Below are 18,096 nucleotides of genomic sequence, written 5' to 3' on the forward strand. Positions count from 1 at the left end.
GGACGCGATGGGGGCGTTCCACCCCGCCCGAACCCTCGTGTGGTGAATACCCTTGTGGCCGAGGCGTTCTCAGTGAGACGGTTCAGTGCATCTGATCGGAACGCTTGCGTCCCGCAAGACCACGCCAGGCGAGGTTCTCGAGCAGATCCGCTGCCTGCTGCACGTCGATCTCACCGCCGGCGATGCGGTCGGCGACGGCCTCACCCGCACCGACGAGTGCGACGGCCATGATCGTGAAGTTCGTGTCGGGTTCCGGATCGCGCGTGCTCGATTCGAGCAGGTGCGCGGTGAGTTCGATCAGCCGGTCGCGGCTGCCCTGCACCTGGGGTGCGAAGGCCTGCTGCGACAACGCCTGACGATAGAGGACCATCCACGACGGCCGGTGCTCGTCGACGAAGCCGAGGAACGACTCGAGCGCGACCCGCAGTTGTTCACGCGGGGCGAGGGTGGGGTCGCCTGCCGGTGTGAGCGCCTCGACGAACCGCTGCCCCTCGCGCGCGATGCACGCCGCGAACAACTCGTCCTTCGACCCGTAGTACAGGTAGAGCATCGGCTTGGAGATCGACGCCCGCGCCGCGATGGCGTCCATGGACGTGTTGTGGAAACCGTGCTCGGAGAACACTTCGACGGCGGCGTCCAGCATCTGTTGCTCGCGGACCGCACGCGGCAGTCGCTTGGTTCCGCCCGCCATGACTCCTCCCGGACTCCTCGAATGAAGTTCTTACTCTACGGTAGGTAGCCTGCGGTCGAAGCAACCTGCGTCATTTCAGCAGTCCAGAGCGCCCTTCGCGCGTGTCACGGTCCGCACCGATTCGTCGACCCATTCGAGTGAGAGCGTGCCCTCCGCGACGACCTGCTCGAGATGGTCGAGCACGGCGGGCACCTCGTCGGTGGTCAGCCACAGCGCCTGGTTCACACCCGCCACCATCGCGGCCTCGACGGCCTCGGTGATGCCGTAGGTGTCGGTGATCGCGCGCATCCCCGACAGGTCGTCGGTGAAGATCACGCCGCCGAAGGCGGGGCCGCCGTAGGCACCCGAGCGGAGCAGGTCCACCGCCGCCGGACTGATGCTCGCGGGCAGTCCGCCGGTCAGTCCCGGCACGTCGAGGTGGCCGAGCATGACACCCACCTCGGGCGAGACCAGACTGCGGTACGGCACGAGATCGCTCTGCTGCAGTTGTTCGATCGGCGGGGTGGTCACGGCACCGGTGTGCGAATCGCCGGAGGCCGAGCCGTGTCCCGGAAAGTGCTTGAGCACCGGCATGATTCCGGCGTCGATCAGTCCCCGCGCGTAGGCGCCGGCGTACTGCGTGACGACCTCGGGATCGTCGGAGAACGAGCGGTCGCCGATGACGGAGTCGTCGGGCTGACTGCTCACGTCGACGTCCGGCGCGAAGTCGACGGTGATGCCCAGCGACTTCAGTTCCTGTCCGCGTTCGAACGCCATCCGGTAGGTCTCGTCGACCGTCATCGTCTGCGCCGTCTCCCGCGCGGACGGGTCGGGCCCGAACAGGTCGCCGACGCGCGACACGCGGCCGCCCTCCTCGTCGATCGTGACCATGAGCGGCAACGCGCTCTGCGCAGCGACCTGCGGCACGAGACGGTCGGTGAGCATCGACGCGTCGGTCCAGCTGCCGATGAAGATGCCGCCGATCTGCTCCGACTCGACGACGGCCTGCGCGTCGGCGGCGCTCGTGACCCCGACGTTGAGCAACTGGGCGAGCTTCTGCCGCAGCGTCAGCCGGGCGAGCAGATCGTCGCCGCAGGTCGCCGACGTCGCAGCTGCGGTCGCCTCGGTGGTCGTGGCGGTCGCGGTGGTGGACGGGGCGGTCGCCGAACTCGACGTCGCCTCGACCGGGTCGTCGCCGCCCGAATCGGACGAACCGCATCCCGCGGTGGTGAGGGCGACCGCGAGCACGGCGGCGACAGTGTGACGGATCCGCATGGTGCCGACGGTAGCGGACGAACCTCGGAGACCCACAGCTCGAACCTCCCCCAGGGACGCTCCGGCGGGTTAAGGTGCACCCGAGCATCCGAATCCGACCCAGGGGGTACGCGGTGGGCGCAGATCTGATCCTCATCGCCTACGACGGTTCCGAGAACTCGAAGCGTGCCGTGCAGTATGCGGGTCGTTTCCTCGAGTCGTGCCGCGCCGTCGTCGTCACCGCCTGGGAACCGATGGTCCGGCAGGCCGCCCGCATGTCCGGCCTGTCCGGCGTCATGCAACCCGACTGGGTGCCCGACGAGGACAGCGAGGACGTCGCATTGTCCGACGCGCGCATCACCAACGACGAGGGCCTCGAGTTGGCCCGCTCGACGGGTCTGCACGCCGAGGGCCGCACCGTCGAGGTCGTCAACGCGGTGTGGTCGGCGATCATCGAGGCCGCCGACGAGCTCGACGTCGACATCATCGTCACCGGTACCCGCGGCACCACCGGTCTGCGGTCGCTGTTGCAGTCGTCGGTGGCCGATCATGTGCTCCGGCACAGTCACAGACCGGTCCTGATCGTGCCGCCGGGTCGCTGACGCCCCGCACCGGGTCACCGGCGCGCCGGGTACAGGCAGGGATATTGTCGATCCACCATGGACGGATTCCTGCTCTCGCGCGCCGAACGCTCGGTGCACGCCACCGGCACCCGCCGGTTCTTCGACGACGTCCACTCCGCCACGCAGGCACTCCGCAGCGGCAAGGCGACGATCGTCGTCGGTGCACTGCCGTTCTCGCGGCACCGTCCGGTGGCCCTCGCGCAGCCCGACGACGTCGAGATCACCGACGGCCCGTGGCAGGCCCCGTCCGACCTGTCGGACCTGCCACCGGTGCGGATCTCCGCCGAGCTGCCACTGCCCCGCGTGCACGTCGAGCGGGTGCGCCGGCTCGTCGAGCGGTTGTCCCTCGGGGAGATGGAGAAGGTCGTCGCCGCCCGGCGGGTCGCGCTCGAGGCCGACGACCCCCTCGACCCGCTCGCGCTCGCGGCCCGCATGATCGAACGCCATCCCGACGCGGCGACGTACGCGCTGGACCTGAGCGCGGCGGGTGAACGCTACTGGGGGCACACGCTGGTCGGCGCGACCCCCGAACTGCTCGTGAGCCGACGCGGTGACACCGTCACGTGCCGTCCCCTCGCCGGGACCGCCGCACGCCGGGCCGATCCGGACGAGGACCGTCGTGCCGGTGAGGAACTGCTGACCTCGGACAAGAACCTCACCGAGCACGGTTTCGTCGTCGACTGGATCCGCACGCGACTGGCCCCGTTGTGCAGCGACCTCGACATCCCCGACAAGCCCGAGCTCACCGCGACCCCCGATGTCTGGCATCTCGCCACGCCGATCACCGGCACCCTCCGCGACCCCGGTACCGACGCGCTCACCCTCGCCCACGTCCTGCATCCCACCCCGGCCGTGGCGGGCACCCCGACCGAGGCCGCGCTGGACGTGATCTCCCGGGTCGAGGGCGACCGGCGCTTCTACGGCGGCGCGGTGGGCTGGTGCGACGAACAGGGCGACGGCGACTGGTTCGTCGCCATCCGGTGCGCGGAGCTCAGTTCCGACGGCCGACGCGCCGTGGCCTGGGCCGGAGGTGGCATCGTGGCCGATTCCGATCCCGTCGCCGAACTCGACGAGACCACCGCGAAACTGCGCACGCTGCTCGGCGCGCTGGGCGTGTAGCGCACCGCCGCGACGGTGAAGATCGACTCGGAGGCTCGCACCGTCCGCCGACGCCTTCCGGGGTGATAGTTTGGCGCGGACCGATAGACAGCGTGGCGGCCGGCGATGACTGCCTGCGTCACTGGAGATGGGGAGACGGAATGGGGAAGTTCCTGGGACCGGGCCTGGGTAGCGTGGTCGTCGGTGCCGTACTCGGCGCCGTGGCGGTCTTCGGCGTGACGGCCGCTGTACAGGAGAATTCGCGCCCTCAGATCGATCGCAGTGGCAACGCCGATTCGTCCCTCCTGAACCAGGTTGAGTACGGCAGCCGCTGACGGCGCCGGCAACGCTTCGAGTTCACGCACGTACCGAGGCGAGACGGAGCTCCCGTCCGCCGAACCGCTGTCCCGTCGGTGGCTGTACGCAGTCACCGCGGTGGCGGTGGTCCTGTCGTTCGCCCAGGTTCCGGGCCTGGTCGTCGCCGACACCAAGTACGACCTGACGCAGAACCCGATCGGCTTCCTCACGCGCGCCGCTCACCAGTGGAGCAGTGTGGCGCCGCTCGGGCAGGTGCAGAACCAGGCGTACGGCTACTTCTTCCCGCACGGATCGTTCTTCGCCGCGGGACAACTGCTGCACATCCCCCCGTGGATCACCCAGCGGGTGTGGTGGGTGCTGCTGCTCGTCGCCGGATTCTGGGGCCTCGTCCGCCTCGCCGAAGCCCTCGGTATCGGGAGCCGTAGCTCCCGCCTGATCGCGGCGACGGTGTTCGTGCTGTCCCCGCGCGTCCTCACGACGCTCGGTTCCATCTCGTCGGAAGCACATCCGATGATGCTGGCGCCGTGGGTGCTGCTGCCGTTGGTGCGGTATCTGAACACGCAGAACCCCGGCTCGGCCCGCCGGCTCGCTGCGCAGTCCGCCGTGGCGGTGGCGCTCATGGGCGCGATCAACGCCGTCGCGACCGCCGCGGCCTGTCTCGTCGCGGCCCTGTGGTGGGCCGCGCACCGCCCGAACCGGCGCTGGTGGCGCTTCACGCTGTGGTGGCTGCCGCTGTGCGTCGTCGCGGTGACCTGGTGGATGGTGCCGCTGCTGCTGCTCGGGCGCGTCAGTCCGCCCTTCCTCGACTTCATCGAATCGTCCGGTGTCACCACCGAATGGACGTCGCTCGCCGAGGTGCTGCGCGGCACCAGCAGCTGGACGCCCTTCGTCTCCCCCGAACGCATCGCGGGCGCCGTGCTCGTCACGCAGCCCGCCGCCGTCCTCGTCACCGGCGCCCTGGCGGCGGCCGGCCTCGCCGGTCTCGCGATGCGGTCGATGCCCGCGCGCGGTCGCTTCACCCTGATCCTCGTGGTGGGTCTCGTCGGCATGGGCGTCGGTTACGTCGGCCAGCTGGACTCACCGTTCGCCGAGCAGGTCCGGTTGTTCCTCGACACCGCCGGTGCGCCGCTGCGCAACGTCCACAAGCTCGAACCGCTCGTGCGACTGCCGATCGTGCTCGGGATCGCACACCTGTTGCGCGCCGTGCCCCTGCCCGGATCGGTGCCGTGGACGCGTGCCCGGAACGCCTTCGCGCATCCCGAACGCAATCCGATGGTCGCGGTGACGACGCTGATCCTCGTCGCGATGACGCTCGCGACCTCACTCGCGTGGACCGGCAGGCTCGCTCCGCGCGGCGCCTACGACGAGGTCCCCGATCACTGGCACGCCGCGGCGGCCTGGCTCGAGGACAACACGAGCGAGCGCGGTGAACGCGCCCTCATCGTTCCCGGCGCGCCGTTCGGCAGCCAGATGTGGGGTCTCACCCGCGACGAACCGCTGCAGGCCCTCGCGTCGACGCCGTGGGCCGTGCGCGACGCCGTCCCGCTCGTGCCGCCCGGCGCCATCCGTGCCCTCGACGCCGTGCAACGCGACATCGCCGACGGCCGCCCGTCCGACGGTCTCGCCGCGACCCTGCGCGGTCAGGGCATCGGCTTCCTGGTGGTGCGCAACGACCTCGATCCCGACACCTCCCCCGCCGCGCGACCGGCACTCGTGCACCGCACGCTCGACGGTTCGCCGGGCATCGAGCGGGTCGCCGAGTTCGGTGACGACATCGTCTTCGACAACCCCGAGGACTTCGTCACCGACGCCGACCTGCGACCGGTCTATCCGGCCGTGGAGATCTACCGCGTCGCCGAGCCGGCCGCGGCGCCCGTCGGCCCCTATGTCGTGGAGGCCGCCGACGTGCCGGTCGTGCAGGGTGGCCCCGAGGCGCTGCTGCGCCGCAACACCGCGCAGCCCGAGTTCGTCGGTCCCACACTCCTCGTGGCCGACGCGGCCCGTGCGGGTCTGCCCGTCGACGAGGTGACGATCACCGACACCCCGACGGACCGCGAGACGGACTACGGACAGGTCGACCATCATTCGTCGACGATCCGCACGGCCGACGACCCGCGCCGCACCCACAACGCCGTCCCCGACTATCCGGTGCCCGACACCGAACTCGTCCGGGCCGAGTGGGAAGGCGCCCGCATCAGCGTGTCGAGCGCGGCGTCGGATGCCACCCAGCTCGGCGGCACGTCGGTGGCGAGCAGCCCGGCCGCGGTGGTCGACGGCGACCCGACGACCGGTTGGCACAGCAACGGTCTCGAATCGGCGGTCGGCCAGTGGCTGCAGCTCGACCTCGACCGGCCGATCGAGGCGGGTCTGCTGCACCTGACGACGAGTTCCGGTGCCCTCGGCGATCCGGTCAAGTGGCTCGAGGTGTCCACCGACCGGGGCAGCACGGCGGTGCGCGTCGACAAGCCGGGACGCGAACAGACGGTCGCGCTGCCGCTGGGTACCACCTCGTGGATCCGCATCACATCGGTGCACACCGAACGCGGCACGGTCGGCAACCAGTTCGGTCTCACCGAGGTGGTCGTCGAGGACTTCACCGACCGGAACGACCCGCGCCCGATCGACATCCGTCGCCGCATCGTGGTGCCGGGCCCGGCCGAGGACGCCGCGGTGCGCGGATGGCAGCTCGGACAGGAGTTCCCCGGTCGCGGCAGTTGTGTCGACACCGACGACCGCGTCCGCTGCGCGCGCGGACTTGCCACCTCCGCCGAGGAACCCGGCATGTTCACCCGCACCCTGGACGTGCCGCAGGAGACCTGGGTCCGCCCGGAACTGCTCCTGCGCGCGCGTCCCGGGCCGGCGCTCGAGGATCTCGTGGACCGCTCGGATCGGGTCGTCGCGCGCGGTGACGCCGACGTCGTCGACCTGCAGGGCTCGGCCTTCGCCCTCACCGACGGTGATCCGCGGACGTCGTGGACCGCGGAGGAGAGCTCGCTCGAAGCGGGTGCGCCGCGGCCGTCGCTCACGCTGGAGCTGCCCGAGGAACAGCGCGTCACGGGGCTGGACATCAGGGCGGCGCTGGGAGCGCTGCCGGTCGCGCCGTCGCGGGTCGCGGTGAATCTCGGCAACGGACCGCAGGTGCGCGAACTCGACGGTGACGACACGATCGTCGACCTGACCCCGCACGTCACGGACCGGATCGAACTCACCGTGGTGCGTTGGCGCGACACCCTCGACCGCACCGTGCTGGGTTTCTCGAAACTCAGCCCGCCCGGGCTCGCCGAGGTGTCGGTGCTCGGCGACGACGGGCCGATCGGAGCACAGGGATCCGTCTACGACGAGACGGTGACCGTCGACTGCGAGCGTGGACCCGTCGTGGAGATCGACGGGCGCACCTATCGCACATCGCTCACCGCGCGGGTCGCAGATCTCGCGGCGGGCGTGGAGGTTCCTGCGACGCTGTGCGACACCGACGTCGTCGGCATGAACCCGGGCCGGGTCGACATCGACGTCGATCCCGGTGCGGCCTTCGTCGTCTCGGGCCTGCGGCTCGACGTCCCCGGTTCCGGTGCGCCCGTCGCGGAGCCGACGGAACTCGACAAGGGCCGTTGGACGGAGAACCTGCGCGAAGTGACCGTTCCGGCGGGCGACGAGGACCGGCTCGTGGTGGTGCCCGAGAGCACCAACGTCGGCTGGGTGGCCCGCACCCCGGACGGTGCCGTGGCGACGCCGGTCGTCGTGGACGGCTGGCAGCAGGGCTGGATCGTGCCGGCCGGTCCGGAGCAGACGCTGACCCTCGAGTTCGCGACCGACCGCTGGTACCGGCTCGGGATCTTTGGCGGGTTGCTGTTGCTCGTCCCGTTGTTCGCGGCGGCCGTGTGGCCGCGGCGGCGCGTCGACGATCCGGGTCCGATGCCGCGCACCTGGGGTTCGTCGGTTCTCGCACTGGCGGGTGTGCTGGTCGCCGCGACGCTCCTCGCGGGATGGGTCGGTGCCGCCGTCGCGGTCGCCGGCGCGGCGGGGATCGGTGCGCTCGCGGTGCGCCGCGGCCCCGTCGTGGCGTCGCGCGTGCTCGTGGGCACCGCGGGCGGCGCGACGATGCTGGCGATGGCGCTGCTGTCCACCGGGCCGTGGCGATCACCCGACGGATATGTCGGGCACTCGTTCCTGATTCAGTTCGCGGCGCTCGTCGGCGTGGTCGCGGTGGGTCTGGCGGCGGTGCCGCGCCGGGCCTTGTCCCAGCGGTGGAAGGCGGCACGCGCCGGCTCCTCGACGAGGGCGTAGCTGACGGACGCGACGGCCAGGCTCAGCACGACCGTCACCGTCAGCACGAACCAGAAGTGCCCCGCGAAGGCCGGGATCCCGAAGACGGGGAAGACGATCGACAGCACCGCGAGGTGCCAGATGAACACGCCGTACGACCACCGTCCGACGGCCAGCGCGGCCGGGCTCGCGAGGACACGGTGCTGCCGGCGCGGCGCGAGCGTCAGCGGGGCGAGCAGCGCGAAGCTCATGATCGCGCCCAGGGCGATCTTGGCGAGGTATTCGGTGGGTGCGAGATCGGTGAGCGTCTCCGGTCCGGCCAGCGGGGTGGCCGCGGCCGCGAAGGCGGCGACGGCGATCGCTCCCATCACCGTGCGTCGCGCCGCGAGCCGGTGCATCCACGTCTCGGGTCCGGTGACGAGTTCGGCGAGGATCATGCCCGCCGCGAACCAGGGCAGGTAGCCGGGCAGCCAGTTGGTGTGGTTGATGTGGTCGGGGGTGCCGACCGGAACCCACGCCCACAGCAGCGACAGTCCGCTCACGGCGAGCAGCAGCGGGACGCGGTAGCGGGCGGCGTCCCCGCGCAGCCCGCTCGCCGCCAGGGCGAGCAGCGGCAGCACGAGATAGAAGGCCACCTCCACCGACAGGCTCCACATCTGGGTGAGCCCCTCGGTGAGGGTCAGTGGGACGAACACTTGCACGAGCGCGAGATTCGACCACCACACCGTCGCGCCGCCGCCCGCGCCGGGCAGCAACCACAGCACCAGGATCACGACGGTCCAGTAGGCGGGGAGGATGCGGGTCGCGCGGGAGAGGAAGTAGCGGGTCGTCGAGGGGGACGGCCCCAGCGCGCGGGCCGCGGCGGCGTGCGGACGCCACAGCAGGAAACCGGACAGGGCGAAGAACAGGGCGACGGCGAGGTCGAACCGCGCCCACACCCGGCCGATCAGCGGGTCGTGCACTGCGCCGGTCTGGAACGCGACGTGGGTGATCAACACGCCCACCGCGGCGAAGCCGCGCATCCCTTCGAGTGCCGGAAGGAATCCGCTCATGCTGCGGTTCCGGTCGGTGGTGGTGGTCATCGGGCACCAGTGTGCCGTGTCGCGGTAGCGGCGGACAGAGCAGGATCATCCGGAACGGGACGATCCCGGCAACGACGAAGATCGACTACGGATCCGTCCCAGCGGTGAGCGGGCGCGCATATTGCCATACCGGGCTGTTAGTGTCTGAGCTCACGTGGTGTTCGCGGGCCGGATGCCAGGCGATCCGTGCAGCCCTGCTGCTGCCGGTGGGGGTACTCGATGACGACCGTTGAGTGAGGAGAAAGCATGGCTGAGCGTTCGAGCTCCGGCCGGATACTGGCAATGATTCTGGTGGGCCTGGGGGCCTTCCTCCTGGTGATCGCGATTCTCGTGCCGACGTACACGCTCGGGAAGCTGAGGACGACACCGCTCGATCTCGAGGTGACCACGGTCGCCGAAGGCACGGGCGACATCCTCAATTCCCGTCAGCTGCTCGCCGGCAACGCGCAGGTCGATCGCGACGTGCCGATCGTCGCGCAGCGCTTCGTCACCGTCGAGGATCCCTCGAACGCCGAGGTCATGACGCTGCAGGCAGGCCAGACCGTGCGACGACTCGACATGCAAGGGGACACGGGCCTGGTCTCGGCCGTCGTCGACCGTCTCACGATCGACCGGAAGACCTCCATGCCCGTCTCGGAGGAGGAGTTCCCGGAGCGCGTGAGCACGATCCAGGTGAGCGCCGACAAGCCGCCGGTGGAGATCGACAACCGCGCCGGACTGCAGTACAAGTTCCCGTTCGACGTCCAGCAGGAGTCGTACCCGTACTACGACATCAACGCTCGCGAGAACTTCCCCATCGACTTCGTCGGTGAGGAGGAGATCAACGGCATGAAGGTCTACCACTTCAGCCAGGAGATCGGGCCGGTCGACCTCTCGAAGGCCGACCCCGAGGTCCCGACCTACAAGCTCAGCCTGCCCGCCTCCACCTGGGGTGTCGGTGAGGGCGACGAGCCGATCACGATGACCCGCTGGTACAACAACATCCGCGACCTGTGGGTCGACCCGGTCACCGGTGTCGTCGTCAAGGGCCAGGAGCAGCAGGACCAGTACTACGCCCGCGAGGCCGACAAGCCCGAGGTGACGGTCCTCAACGTGACGCTGCCGTTCGACGAGGAGACGATCGAGTACCAGATCGGCCAGGCCAAGGACGGCCAGGACACCATCTCGCTGTTCGGCCGCACCCTGCCGATCATCCTCGGCATCCTCGGCGTCATCCTGCTGATCGTCGGCTTCGTACTCGGCATCCGCGGTGGCGGCAACCGTCGTCCGGCCACCGCGACCGGCGGTCCCGCCCCGGCAGGTCCGGCCACGACCACGGTCGGCCCGGCGCATTCGGGCGGCGCGCAGCGCGATCACACCGAGGACCGCACCGAGGTCATCCCGCGCCAGACCGATCCGAACGCGCAGCAGCGTGATTGGACGACGGATCGAACGCAGGAGATCCCGCGCACCGATCTGCGGAAGCCTCCGACGCAGGAGTGATCGTCCGGTAGACGAACCGAGCCGCCCCTCACCGATCCCGGTGGGGGGCGGTGTGGTTCGCGGGTGACTCGTCGGTGGACGGGGTCACCGCGTCGTCCGTGGACGACCGGGCCACTGCAGCACCGCGCAGAGCGAGCACCGCGACCACCGCGGCCGTCGCGGCGGCCACACCGACAGCGACGGCGATGAACTGCCGCAGGGTCGACGCCACCGTGAACATCAGCACCGCCTCGAGGGCGAGGCCCACCCACGCGACGAGCGCGAGATGGGTACGTTCCCCGGCGATCGCCGACAGCAGCGCGCCCTGCAGGACGGCCAGACACGCGCCCTGCAGTGCGAACAGCCACAGCAGCGACTGCACCGGCCCGTAGGCGTCGCCGACCAGCATCGGGACGATCGGTGCGCAGATCGCCGCGCCGGCGACGAGCACCGCGCCGATCGCGACGAGGACGGTGAGCGCCGACCGCACCGCGGCCGCCGACTGGGCGGGATTCGCCATCCGCGGATAGAGCACCACACCGACCGCCTGCGGCAACCAGAAGGCGACCTTCGTCGCCACCGCCCCCAGCGCGTACAACCCGGCGGAATCGGGATCGAGCAGCATGCGGGCGAGCAGCAGGTCGAGCGACGTGAGCGCGATGAGGGCCAGCTGCACCTGGGAGGCACGCAGCACCGCCCCGGCGGTCGGGACCGGTTCCGTCCGTCCACCCGACGTCCGGCCCACGAGCACACTCGCGGCCAGCGCGACCGCACCCGTGCCGAGCGCCCCGGCGAACAGCGCGGCACCGGGGCCGCCTCCGACGGCGAGCACCGCCACGGCCGGCACCACCTTCGCGATGCCGGCTCCGGCCAGGACGACGCTGAGCGCTGCGAACCTGCCCCGCCCCTGCAGCAGACCCTGTTCGGCGGCGAGGAGGACGAGCAGCGGCGCGGTGACGAGCGACCCGAACGCGCCCCCGACACTCGTGTCGAGCGCCCACGCCACGACGGGCACGAGGAGCATCGCGACGACGAAGGCGAGCACGGCGCAGCGGTAACCGAGACGACGCAGCGCCGCGACACCGGTGCCGTGCACGGCCTCCCGGGCGACGACCGTCTGCAACGCCAGCGCCGGCACGGCGAGGACGAGCTGCGCGGCGAGCAGGCTCGCGAACTCGCCGTATCCGGCGGGGCCGAGCCAGCGTCCCGCCGGCAGGTGCAACAGATAGGACGCGAGGTTCGCGGTCATCGCGCCGACCGTCACCAGTGTCATACCGGCGACGGCGGTTCCCGTCGTCGAACCACGAGTGGTCTCGGTGCCCTCCGACGCGGGTCGGGGTGTTCGCGGCATCCGCCCATCCTCCCATCCGGAACGACACCGTATTCTGCCGCCATGTCCCGCCCGGAGTCGTCCCGCATGTTCACGACGGCGGCTCTCCCGGCGGTCTGGTCCCTCGTCCTGACGGTCGCGGTGCTCGGTCCGTTCCTCGTCTCCCCCGGCTATCTGCTCTTCCGTGACGCGGTGAGCACTCCCCGATCGTTCCTCACCGATTCCGCCCTCGGTCTGTCCGATGCCGCCGCCCGCGCGGTACCGCAGGACGCCCTGCTGGCGTGGGTGAGCACCGTCGTCGACGGTGGTGTCGCGGTCACGGCGTTGCTCGTCGCGTCGTTGTGGGCGGCGGGATGGGGTGCGGCACGGCTGGTCGCGGTGGTGCTGCCGGCGAGCGGACACGGTGCCCGGCTCGTCGCGGCGACGGTCGCGATCTGGAATCCCTATGTCGCCGAGCGGCTGCTGCAGGGGCACTGGAGTCTGCTCGCCGGGTACGCCGCGCTGCCGTGGACGATCTGTGCGGCCGTCGCGATCCGGCGACGGAGACGCGGCGGCTGGGCGTCGCTGGCGGTCTGCCTGGCCGCTGCGGGGCTGACCCCGACCGGCGCCCTGCTGGCGATCGTGACGGCCTGCGCCGTCCTCGTCGCCCCCGGTGAGCGGACGCGGGTGCTGCCGCGCGTGGGCGGCGCACTCGCGCTGGGTGTCGCGGTGTCGTTGCCGTGGCTGATCGCGACGGCGCTCGCCGGTGGCGGCACCGAAGCGGACCCGGCCGGTGTGCGCGCCTTCGCCGCCCGGGCCGAACCGCTGCTCGGCACGATCGGTTCGGTGGCGGGGCTCGGCGGGATCTGGAACGCCGAAGCCGTCCCCGCCTCGCGCACCACGGCATGGGCGCTGATGGGCACCCTGCTGCTGCTCGCGGTGGTGGCGTGCGGGGTGCCGGCGTTGTGGCGGCGACGCAGGAATCCGGTGATCGTCGCGGTCGTGGTGCCCGCCGTCCTCGCGGTGCTCGCCATCGCCCTCGCCGCGACCGGCCCGGGACTCGCCGTCGGCGAATGGGCGATGGTGAACGTGCCCGGCGCGGGACTGCTGCGCGACACCCAGAAGTGGGTCGCGTGGGCGATGCCCGCCTACGCGCTCGCCGCGGCGGCCGGCACGACCGTCCTCGCGCGGCGCTTCGCGGCGCCCGAACCGGTCTGGGCGACGGCCGCGATCGCCGCCGTGCTGGTTGCGCTGCCGGACCTGGTGTGGGGTGTGGGCGGGCAACTGCAACCCGTGCGCTATCCGTCGGGATGGGAGAGGGTCTCGCAGATCGTCACGGCCGACGACGGCGACGTGGCGGTGCTGCCCGCGGGCATGTTCCGGGTCTTCGACTTCTCCGGGCCCGTACCGGTGCTCGATCCGTCCCCGCGCATGCTGCGCGCCGACGTCCTGCAGACCGGAACCCTGATCGTCGCCGAGGGCAGTGTCGCCGGGGAGGGTCGTCGCGCGGAGGACGTCGAAGCTCTGCTGTTGTCCGGCGCGGACCCGAGTGCGCTCGCCGCGCGCGGGGTGGGCTGGGTGCTCGTCGAGCACGGCACGCCGGGCGAACTCGGTGACGCGCAGAGCACACTCGACGCGCTCGAGACCGCTTATCAGGACGAGGATCTGAGCCTGTACCGGGTGGAGGGAGTCACCTCGGCCCCGTCACCGAACCGCGCCCTGGCGATCGGGACGCACATGGTGTGGCTACTGGTACTGGCCGGCGGCGCTGGCTGCGCGCTCGGGCAGCGGGTCGGCGAGCGTCGACGGCTCGTCGGCGCGCGGGAACAGTCCTGAGACGGTGTGCCCGAAGGTCGTGACGGACAGGACCTCGTGCACGCCCTCCCCCGTGGCCTCCCACGAGAACTCGCCGGCGCGGATGCGGGCCTTGTTGCCGAGCTGACGACGACGGTCGGCGTCAGCGAGCAGATCGGCGACGGCGGCGGTCAGTTCGGCGGGTGAGTCCACGAGCACACCGGTCACGCCGTCGATGATCGAGTCGGTCAGTCCCTTGGAGCTGCGGTAGCCGATGGTGGGCACACCGTGCTGGGCGGCCTCGACCACCGCGAGCCCCCACCCCTCCTTGCGCGAGGGCATCACGTGAACCCAGGCGCGGGAGAGCAATTCGTGCTTGCGCTGCTCGTCGACGTGGCCGTGGAAGGTGACGGCGTCGCCGATGCCGAGCTCGGCGGCCGCATCGCGGAGGTTCTGCTCCCACCAGCCACCGCCGATGACGTCGAGATGCAGACCCGGGACGGTGCCGCGCAACGCCGCGACCGCGGCGAGGGCGTCCTCGATCTGCTTGTGCGGCACCAGCCGCGAGAGCACGCACACGCTCGGGTGGGCCGTGCGCGTGTCGTCGTCACCCACCGCGACACCGGCGGGGACGGCGTCGACACCGTTGCGGACCACGGCGATCCGCTCCCGGTCGACGCCGAGAGCGCGGAGCTCGTCGGCGGACGGAAGGGAGACGGTGAGGTACTGGTTGCGGCGGTGCACGCGCGGCGACAGCGACGACTCGATCCACCAGCCGAGCTTGGCCATCAGCCTGCCCGCGACCGGCCACTGCTCACGGTGGCAGTGGTGCACGAGCACCGTGACGGGTGCACCGGCGACGAGCCGTGCGAAGAACGGGATGCCGTTCTGGGTGTCGATGACGGCGTCGGGACGGATACCGGCGAGGGGGCCGACACCGAATCTGCCCGCGAGGATCGCGGCGAGCGCGCGCGGGTAGACGGTGAGCCGTCCCCCGCCGCGGCTGACGGTGATGCCGTCGATCCGGTCTCGCTTGGGAGCTCCGGGATAGGAGGCGGTCCTCAGGACGACGCGGACGCCGCGCGCCGCGAGTTGTGCCCCGACCTGTTCGAGATACCGCTCGCTGCCACCACCCTGCGGATGCCCGCTATCGCGCCAGCAGAGCAGCAGAACCTCCCGCACGCGGTGACCCCCCTGTATGTCGACTCGACCACCCGGCCGGGCAGATGTGACTCGGACGATGACAGGGACACAGTAGCGGGTGCCGGTCGGCGACAGGTGAGGGACGAGTGCGGGGCCCGCACTAAGGTGACTGGACGTGCCATCGACGATCCGACCCCGCACCGACGTGACCCGGCTGTTCGCCCGCCGCGCCACACTGCGCCGCTCCGTGGGGTTGCTCGGCAGCTTCCGGTTCGAGCAGACGGCACCCGAGAAGTTCTACGGCGGTCTCGCGCGCGACACCGTCGACCTCATCGGCGATCTCTACACCGGTCTGACCGGCGCCGATCTGACGGGCACCACGGTCGTCGACGTCGGCGGCGGACCGGGCTACTTCGCCGACGCGTTCACCGAGGTGGGTTCGCGCTACGTGCCGATCGAGCCCGACCCGTCGGAGATGCACGCCGCCGGCCTGCGGGTGGGCGGCGCGATCCGCGGCTCGGGCCTGGCACTGCCTCTGCGCACCGGATCGGTGGACGTGTGCTTCTCGTCGAACGTCGCCGAACACGTCCCGACGCCGTGGGTGATGGCCGACGAGATGCTGCGCGTCACGCGGCCCGGCGGACTGATGGTGTTGTCGTACACCCTCTGGTGGGGGCCGTTCGGAGGGCACGAGACCGGCCCGTGGCACGCCTTCGGCGGCGAGTACGCGGCCCGGCGTTACGCCCGCAAACACGGCAGGGAGCCGAAGAACCGGTACGGGGTGTCGCTGTTCGACGTCGGCGCGACCGACGGTCTGCGCTGGGCACGATCGACACCCGACGGTGAACTGCTCGCGGCCTTCCCCCGCTACCACCCGAACTGGGCGTGGTGGCTCGTGAACGTGCCCGGCGTCCGGGAATTCCTCGTCAGCAACCTGGTCCTGGTCCTGCGGCGACGCTGATTCGTCGCTTAGTGTCGTCGCCATGACCGCATTGGCCCTGGACGTCGGCGGCACCAAGCTCGCCGCGGCCGTCGCCGCCGACGACGGCACCCCGCTCGAAGCCCGATCCGTGCCGGTCCCCCGGAAGGACGTGTGGGGCGCGTGCGCGGGACTGCTCCGGGAGGTCGCCGAGATCGGTGAGGGACCGGTGACCGCCGTGGGGATCGCCGCGGCAGGACCGGTCGACACGAACGCCGGGACGATCTGCCCGATCAACATCTCCGAGTGGAGTTCCGGCTTCGCACTCGTCGACGCCGTGCGTTCGGTGTTCCCCGACGCCCGCGTCGATCTGGTGATGGACGGCGCGGCCGCGACCCTCGCCGAACAGCGCTTCGGAGCCGGCCGCGATGTCGCCGACCTGCTCGGGGTCGTGCTCGGCACCGGTATCGGCGGCGGTCTCGTGCTCGGCGGCCGGATCGTGCGCGGCCGCACCGGGAACGCCGGTCACATCGGGCACGTCGTCTCGCCCTACGGCACGACGGTGTGCGCGTGCGGCGGCGTCGGCTGCATCGAGACCGTGGCGAGCGGCCCGTCGGCGGTGCGCTGGGCCCGCGCCCACGGCTGGGAAGGCCCCGACGGTGTCGCGCTCGCCGCGGACGCTGAGGCCGGGGTCGGCGTCGCCGCCGCGGCACTCGAGCGGGCGGGAACGGCACTGGGCCAGGTCATCGCGTCGGCAGCAGCCCTTGTGGATGTGGGACGCGTGGTCGTCGGCGGTGGCTTCGCGCAGTCGGGCGGGCACCTGTGGCGGCCGATGCTGGCGTCGGCGGCCCGGCACGCCCGCCTGCGGTTCGTGCAGGACCTGCAGATCGTCCCCGCCGAACTCGGCGCCCTGGGCACCCTCACCGGCGCATCGATCGTCGCCGCAGGTCACGACTGGATAACCTGACCCGGCACACCGGGCTTTCCGGCCTACCCTGAGGACCACATCGGAGTCCCGGCGGAAACCGGTGGCGGGCCGCCGGGATGCTCTGCGAGCAGATCGGCGGTACCGGATGCGGATTGCTGACATTTTGCGGAACAAGGGTTCGGCGGTGCACACGGTCGGGCCCGACACCACGGTGTGCGAGCTCATCGGCGACTTCGCGCGGTTCAACATCGGCGCGATGGTGGTGTGCGAGGGCAAGACCGTCGCCGGGATCGTCACCGAACGCGACGTCGTACGCGCCCTCCACGAACGCGGACCGTCGATCCTCGCCGCCCCGGCACACGAACTGATGTCCCGGACGGTGACGACCTGCCTGCCCACCGACTCGGTCGACAGTCTCGCCGAGACGATGACCGAACAACGGATCCGGCACCTGCCGGTCGTGGTGGACGCTCAGCTGGTCGGGATCGTCAGTATCGGCGACGTGGTCAAGAGCCGCATCGACGAACTACAGACCGAACGCGACCAGCTCGCCTCGTACATCCACGATGGTGGATGACCTGTCGTTCCACGACGGCAGCTGAGAACTGATCAGTTCTCGCCGGTCGCGGCGTCGTCGGGAGCGGTGTCCCCGGGGGCACTCTCCTCGGTGGCGCTCGGGCGGTCGAGGATGCTCACGCTCATGCCGTAGGGCAGGAACCGCACCGAGCGTCGCGGGTCGGTGTTGCCCTTGAGCGTGCGCAGCGCGTCGAGTTCGGTGCGATGGACCTGGTCGACGCGGGCCACACCGTCGTCGTCGGTGGTGTAGACGACCCAGACGCCGTCGCCCTTCTCGCCGGTGGTCTCGGGCCGCGGCTGCGTGCGCGTCGGCGCCACCGGCGGCTCGAGGAACGAGAAGATGCGGTCCTTCAGTTCCCGCAGTTCCTCACCGGCTTCCCGCACCACGCGGTCGAGATCTTCGGGATCGAACCCGAACGGATTGTTCTCCGCCATGTCATGTCTCCTGACCGTTGGGCACCCTCCAGTGTGGTGACGGTCGCCGATTCGCGCCACCCGACTCCTCCCCCGCCCTACTGTGCAGCCGAGGGAGGAAGGACTCTCAATGACAGTGTCAAGCAGCAACTGCAACCGAAGCCGGGTTGTCGATGCTGAATTCTCGGCCGTCACGCAACAACGCCCACAGAACATCGACCAGGCGCCGGGCCAGGGCCAGTAG

At 70.9% G+C, this 18,096-nt stretch carries 15 protein-coding genes; 9 read left to right on the plus strand and 6 right to left on the minus strand.

Features of this window, described 5'->3' with window-relative positions:
• Positions 1-82: 82 nt before the first annotated feature.
• Positions 83-691 carry a TetR/AcrR family transcriptional regulator gene (locus tag B9C99_RS24450; protein ID WP_006552668.1) on the minus strand — a complete coding sequence of 203 codons (609 nt, stop codon included), beginning with the start codon at positions 689-691 and terminating at the stop codon, positions 83-85.
• Between the two features lie 75 nt (positions 692-766).
• On the minus strand, positions 767-1,945 hold the full coding sequence (locus B9C99_RS24455) for a glycoside hydrolase family 3 N-terminal domain-containing protein (RefSeq protein WP_088899663.1): 1,179 nt from the start codon (positions 1,943-1,945) through the stop codon (positions 767-769).
• Between the two features lie 113 nt (positions 1,946-2,058).
• Between B9C99_RS24455 and B9C99_RS24460 the strand changes: the two genes are divergently transcribed.
• The 4 genes from B9C99_RS24460 to B9C99_RS24475 all read left to right on the plus strand — a co-directional run bounded on the left by B9C99_RS24460 (position 2,059) and on the right by B9C99_RS24475 (position 8,247).
• Positions 2,059-2,526: a universal stress protein gene (locus tag B9C99_RS24460; RefSeq protein ID WP_016695522.1), complete on the plus strand. Its 468-nt coding sequence runs from the start codon at positions 2,059-2,061 to the stop codon at positions 2,524-2,526.
• Positions 2,527-2,583: 57 nt separating this feature from the next.
• A complete protein-coding gene (locus B9C99_RS24465) occupies positions 2,584-3,666 on the plus strand; it encodes an isochorismate synthase MenF (RefSeq protein WP_059383789.1) in 1,083 nt (360 codons plus the stop codon).
• A 140-nt stretch (positions 3,667-3,806) separates the two neighbouring features.
• A complete protein-coding gene (locus tag B9C99_RS24470) occupies positions 3,807-3,980 on the plus strand; it encodes a DUF2613 domain-containing protein (RefSeq protein WP_006552672.1) in 174 nt (57 codons plus the stop codon).
• A complete protein-coding gene (locus tag B9C99_RS24475) occupies positions 3,961-8,247 on the plus strand; it encodes an alpha-(1->3)-arabinofuranosyltransferase (RefSeq protein WP_088899656.1) in 4,287 nt (1,428 codons plus the stop codon). Before B9C99_RS24470 ends, B9C99_RS24475 begins: the two co-directional genes overlap by 20 nt.
• On the opposite strand, the gene B9C99_RS24480 is transcribed toward B9C99_RS24475, so the two are convergent.
• A complete protein-coding gene (locus B9C99_RS24480; protein ID WP_088899657.1) occupies positions 8,136-9,308 on the minus strand; it encodes an acyltransferase in 1,173 nt (390 codons plus the stop codon). The two genes, B9C99_RS24475 and B9C99_RS24480, sit on opposite strands and share 112 nt — an antisense overlap.
• A 246-nt stretch (positions 9,309-9,554) precedes the next feature.
• On the opposite strand from B9C99_RS24480, the gene B9C99_RS24485 reads away from it, so the two are divergent.
• The gene (locus B9C99_RS24485) at positions 9,555-10,790 is read left to right on the plus strand and encodes a DUF3068 domain-containing protein (protein WP_072740554.1); all 1,236 of its coding nucleotides are present in this window, start codon (positions 9,555-9,557) and stop codon (positions 10,788-10,790) included.
• Positions 10,791-10,818: 28 nt separating this feature from the next.
• On the opposite strand, the gene B9C99_RS24490 is transcribed toward B9C99_RS24485, so the two are convergent.
• Positions 10,819-12,042, minus strand: coding sequence for a polysaccharide biosynthesis protein (locus B9C99_RS24490; protein WP_253250193.1), 1,224 nt, complete (start codon positions 12,040-12,042; stop codon positions 10,819-10,821).
• Positions 12,043-12,162: 120 nt separating this feature from the next.
• On the opposite strand from B9C99_RS24490, the gene B9C99_RS24495 reads away from it, so the two are divergent.
• Positions 12,163-13,914 carry a hypothetical protein gene (locus B9C99_RS24495; protein ID WP_088899658.1) on the plus strand — a complete coding sequence of 584 codons (1,752 nt, stop codon included), beginning with the start codon at positions 12,163-12,165 and terminating at the stop codon, positions 13,912-13,914.
• Here B9C99_RS24495 and B9C99_RS24500 read toward each other — a convergent pair.
• Positions 13,825-15,054, minus strand: a complete 1,230-nt coding sequence (locus tag B9C99_RS24500; RefSeq protein ID WP_088899659.1) for a glycosyltransferase family 4 protein — start codon at positions 15,052-15,054, stop codon at positions 13,825-13,827. The two genes, B9C99_RS24495 and B9C99_RS24500, sit on opposite strands and share 90 nt — an antisense overlap.
• A 166-nt stretch (positions 15,055-15,220) precedes the next feature.
• On the opposite strand from B9C99_RS24500, the gene B9C99_RS24505 reads away from it, so the two are divergent.
• The 3 genes from B9C99_RS24505 to B9C99_RS24515 all read left to right on the plus strand — a co-directional run bounded on the left by B9C99_RS24505 (position 15,221) and on the right by B9C99_RS24515 (position 17,439).
• Positions 15,221-15,976, plus strand: a complete 756-nt coding sequence (locus tag B9C99_RS24505; protein ID WP_088899664.1) for a bifunctional 2-polyprenyl-6-hydroxyphenol methylase/3-demethylubiquinol 3-O-methyltransferase UbiG — start codon at positions 15,221-15,223, stop codon at positions 15,974-15,976.
• A gap of 22 nt (positions 15,977-15,998) precedes the next feature.
• Positions 15,999-16,901, plus strand: a complete 903-nt coding sequence (locus tag B9C99_RS24510) for an ROK family protein (protein WP_088899660.1) — start codon at positions 15,999-16,001, stop codon at positions 16,899-16,901.
• Between the two features lie 106 nt (positions 16,902-17,007).
• Positions 17,008-17,439, plus strand: a complete 432-nt coding sequence (locus B9C99_RS24515) for a CBS domain-containing protein (RefSeq protein ID WP_172415080.1) — start codon at positions 17,008-17,010, stop codon at positions 17,437-17,439.
• Positions 17,440-17,471: 32 nt separating this feature from the next.
• Here the strand turns inward: B9C99_RS24515 and B9C99_RS24520 are convergent, their stop codons facing one another.
• Positions 17,472-17,873, minus strand: coding sequence for a hypothetical protein (locus B9C99_RS24520; RefSeq protein WP_088899662.1), 402 nt, complete (start codon positions 17,871-17,873; stop codon positions 17,472-17,474).
• Positions 17,874-18,096: the final 223 nt, after the last annotated feature.

This window comes from Rhodococcus sp. BUPNP1 (assembly GCF_002215235.1).
Taxonomy (GTDB): Bacteria; Actinomycetota; Actinomycetes; order Mycobacteriales; family Mycobacteriaceae; genus Rhodococcus.